Origin of the sequence: Aeromonas sp. HMWF014 (genome assembly GCF_963878295.1) — a bacterium.
GTDB classification, from domain to species: domain Bacteria; phylum Pseudomonadota; class Gammaproteobacteria; order Enterobacterales; family Aeromonadaceae; genus Aeromonas; species Aeromonas popoffii.
On the sequence record NZ_CAWNYS010000022.1, the window covers coordinates 1 to 3,708 of the forward strand.

Consider the following 3,708-nt stretch of genomic DNA (forward strand, 5'->3'; position numbering starts at 1 on the left):
GACCATCGAGGGTGAGGCCGATCAGGTGGAGGGGCTCTTCCTCGCCTTCCACCATCTGGTCATCGATGCCGTCTCCTGGCGCATTCTGGCCGAGGATCTCGCCCGGGTGAGCAGGGGCGAGCCCCTGCCCGCCAAGGGCAGCAGCTATCGCCAGTGGGGTGAAGGGCTGGCCGCCTACGCCCTGCGCGAAGAGGATCAGCTGGCGTTCTGGCTGGCCCAGGGGGAGGGCAGCCAGCGAGGCCTGCTGGAAGCGCAGCGCGCCGAGGATGGCCGCGCCGCCGCCAGCTTGCTGCAACTGGACAAGGAGACCACGGCCCGCTTGATAGACCCGGCCAACCAGGCCTTCTTCACCCGGGTGCCCGACCTGCTGCTGGCCGCCCTGACCCGCACCCTGAGCGATCTCGGTTACGGTAGCCGGCACTGCGTGATGCTGGAGGGCCATGGCCGCGAAGCGATAGACGCCGAGCTCGATGTGAGCCGCACGTTGGGCTGGTTCACCAGTACCTATCCGCTGGCGCTGGCCGATGAGCAAGAGTGGGATGCGCTGGTGTGCGCCACCAAGGAGCGGCTGCGGGCCGTGCCGGACAAGGGGGTGGGCTTCAACGCCCTGCGTCTGCACCATCCCCGTGGCTGGGCGTTGCCCGAGGCCCTCATCGTCTTCAACTACCTGGGGGTCAGCCATCAGGCATCACGAGCGAAGGGTGCCGCAGGTCAGCCCTGGCAGCCTCTGCCCATGGCGCCAGGGGCGCCCACGTCGCCGGACAACTTGCCGCGCGAGCTCATCAGTCTGCACGGGGGCGTCTATGACGGCTGCCTCACTCTGCGCCAGGTCGGCGCCCTCAACCAGCAAGGGAGCGACGCCCTGATGGTGAGATTGGCGGCCAACCTGCGTGCTCTGGTGGATCACTGCTGTGGGGTGAGCGCCCCGCGCCATACCCCGAGCGACTTCCCGGGGCTTGGCCTCTCGCAAGCGGGGCTTGACAAGGTGCTGAGCGGGCGCGAGGTGGAGACACTGTTGCCCATGACGTCCTTGCAGCAGAGCATGCTCTATCACAGGACGCTGGCGCCTCGTGATACGGCTTACCACTTGCAGACCGAAATGGCGTATCGCCAGCCGCTGGACCTGGCGGTTTACCGCCAGGCCTGGCAGGCGCAGATCGCCCGCTGGCCGGCCCTGCGCAGCGAACTGGTGCTGGCGGATGGGGTGGCACTGCAGCGCATCCTGCGCCATGCCGAGCTGCCATTCCACTATCAGGATCTGGTGGGGGATGAGCAGGCCGAAGCGCGCATCGCGGCCTATCGCCAGCAGGATCTGGCCCGCCCGATCCCGCTGGAACAGGCTCCCTTGTTGCGGGTCGCCTGCTTCAAACTGGCGCCCGATCACCACAAGGTTATCTTCAGTGCCCACCATGGCGTGCTGGATGGCTGGAGTGGCCCTGTGCTGCTGGGCTCCCTGCATCGCTGCTACCAAGCCCTGATGAACGGCCTGCTGCCGCACGCCGAACCAGATGGGGCCTGGCTCGAGTTTGGCCGCCATATTGCCAGCCAAACCCGCGCCAGCGAGGCCTACTGGCAGGGGCGCGCCGAGCTGCTGGCCCGGCCCAATGATCTATCCCGCCTGTTCGGGGTGGCGCTGGAGCCGCAGCTGACACAGCATAAGCCTGCGGTGTGCGGCCAACCCCTGGCGCCACACGTGTCGGCTCAACTTGCGCTGCGCGCCCGCGCGCTGGGCGTGACCACCGGCTTGCTGGCCCAGTATGCCTGGCACCGCCTGCTGGCCCGCCGCTGTGGTGACGACATCACCCTGGTGGGCAACGTGACCCCGGGCCGGGATTTTCCCATCGAGGGGATCACCGAGAGTGTTGGCCTCTATATCAACAGCCTGCCGCTCGCCCTGGATTGGCGCAGCGAGGCGACCCTGGCCGAGCATATTGCCCGGCTGCAGTCGGACCTGATGGCACTCAATGAGCACGGTACCCAGTCGCTTGCAGCGCTGACGCAGGGCAGGGCCCGCCTGTTCCAGAGCTTGTTCGTGTTCGAAAACTACCCTGTGCCGGCGCAGCCGGAGCAGCCCGAGCAGCCCGAGCCCCATCAACTGGTGCCGCACTTCGGCGCCGTGGTGGAGAAGGTAGAACTGCCGCTCTCCCTGGTGGTGAATGCCCGAGGGGGCCAGCTCAGCCTGCGCCTCGAATTCGACGGGGATCTGATCCCCATGGCGCAGGCAGACGCTGTGCTGGCCGCCTGGCTGGCTGAACTCGGCTGGCTGGCGGGGGCGAACCTTGCGCTGCCGGCCAGACCTGATGAGATGAGCCTGCCTGCCCCTGTGGCAGGGCGCTCCGCCGCGCCAGTCGCCAAGCCCTGTCCGCCTGCGGCCCGTCCGCTGGTGGCCCTGTGGGAGCGGCAATGCGGCGTGCCCGGTGTCTGGCAGCAGACCCTGTGTGAACTTGGGGTGGATTCGGTGCAACAGCTCGCCCTGCTGGCGGCCCTCAATACCGCCTTTGCTGGCGAGCGTGCGCCACTCACCCTGCGAGATCTCAAGGCCCACCCGTCCCCCAGTCGGCTCTATCAGCACTGGCTGGTGCGGCTGCCCGAGGAGGTGCTATGAGTGCCCTGAACCAGGTTGACCAACCTTTCGTCAAACAGAAAGCCAATCGGGCGGTGGGCTCGCCGCAAGGCAGGCTGGCCACCGAGCAGACCCTGAGCTCGCGCCTGGCCAATTGCCTCGCCGCCACCCCGCTGGCCCCCGCCATCGGCATGGGCGGGGTCGGTATGAGTGAGCAAGGCCCCGATGCCTGGCTTAACTATGGCGAACTCAACCAGCGGGTCGGTCAGATCGCCGCCCGCCTGAAGGGGTTGGCGGTGGGAGAGCGGGTCGGCCTCTATCTGGAGAGAGGCCCGGATCTGGTGGCCAGCGTGCTGGCCTGCCTGCGGCTTGGCCTCACCTTTGTGCCGCTTGAGCCGGATTTTCCGGTGGAGCGGCTGCAGGGCATCGCCCGTCAGGCCCATCTCTCGGCGGTGATCTGCGATGGGCATAGGGCGGTGCCAGCCTGCGGCTGTCCGCTGCGCTCCCTCGCCGGTCTGGGTCACGCGGAGGTTGAGTGGCCCAGGGTGGACGATGCGCTGGCGGCTTACATGATGTTTACCTCGGGCTCCACTGGCGAGCCCAAAGGGGTGGTCATCAGCCGGCGGGCCCTGCTCTGCTTCCTCGACGGGATCCGCGAGCGGCTCGGGCTCTCGCCGAACTGCCACTGGCTCTTTATTACCACGCCAGCCTTCGATATTTCGCTGCTGGAGATGCTGGGGCCGCTCTGGGGCGGTGGTCGGCTGACGGTGGCTGGCAGCCAGCACAACAAGGATCCCCTGGGAATGATGGCGTTGCTCGAGGCCGACCCTTCCATCAACTGGTTGCAGGCCACGCCAGCCTGCTGGCGCATGCTGCTCAAAGCAGGCTGGCAGGGGGACGCGCGCCTCACCGCCCTGTGTGGCGGCGAGGCGCTGGATTCGGGATTGGCCGAGCAGCTCTGCGGCTGCACCAAACGGCTGTGGAACTGCTACGGGCCGACCGAGGCCACCGTCTGGTCCCTGGTGAGCGAGGTGCGCTGGCCTCCACCCAATGGGCAGATCACCATCAGCCACAGCCTGCCCGGCTACCGCCACTGGGTGCTGGACGAGGCGGGGTTGCCGGTATCTGAGGGGGAGTGTGGGGAG

Annotated in this window: 1 protein-coding gene and 1 pseudogene; both read left to right on the forward strand. The window is 67.7% G+C overall.

Annotated elements, in window-relative coordinates:
• Window positions 1-2,605, forward strand: a pseudogene (gene amoG, locus AAC083_RS00760) (amonabactin biosynthesis non-ribosomal peptide synthetase AmoG); the annotation flags it as partial.
• Window positions 2,602-3,708: AMP-binding protein (locus AAC083_RS00765; RefSeq protein WP_108535648.1), on the forward strand; the 1,107-nt coding region annotated here is incomplete at its 3' end. The pseudogene amoG and the gene AAC083_RS00765, both read left to right, overlap by 4 nt.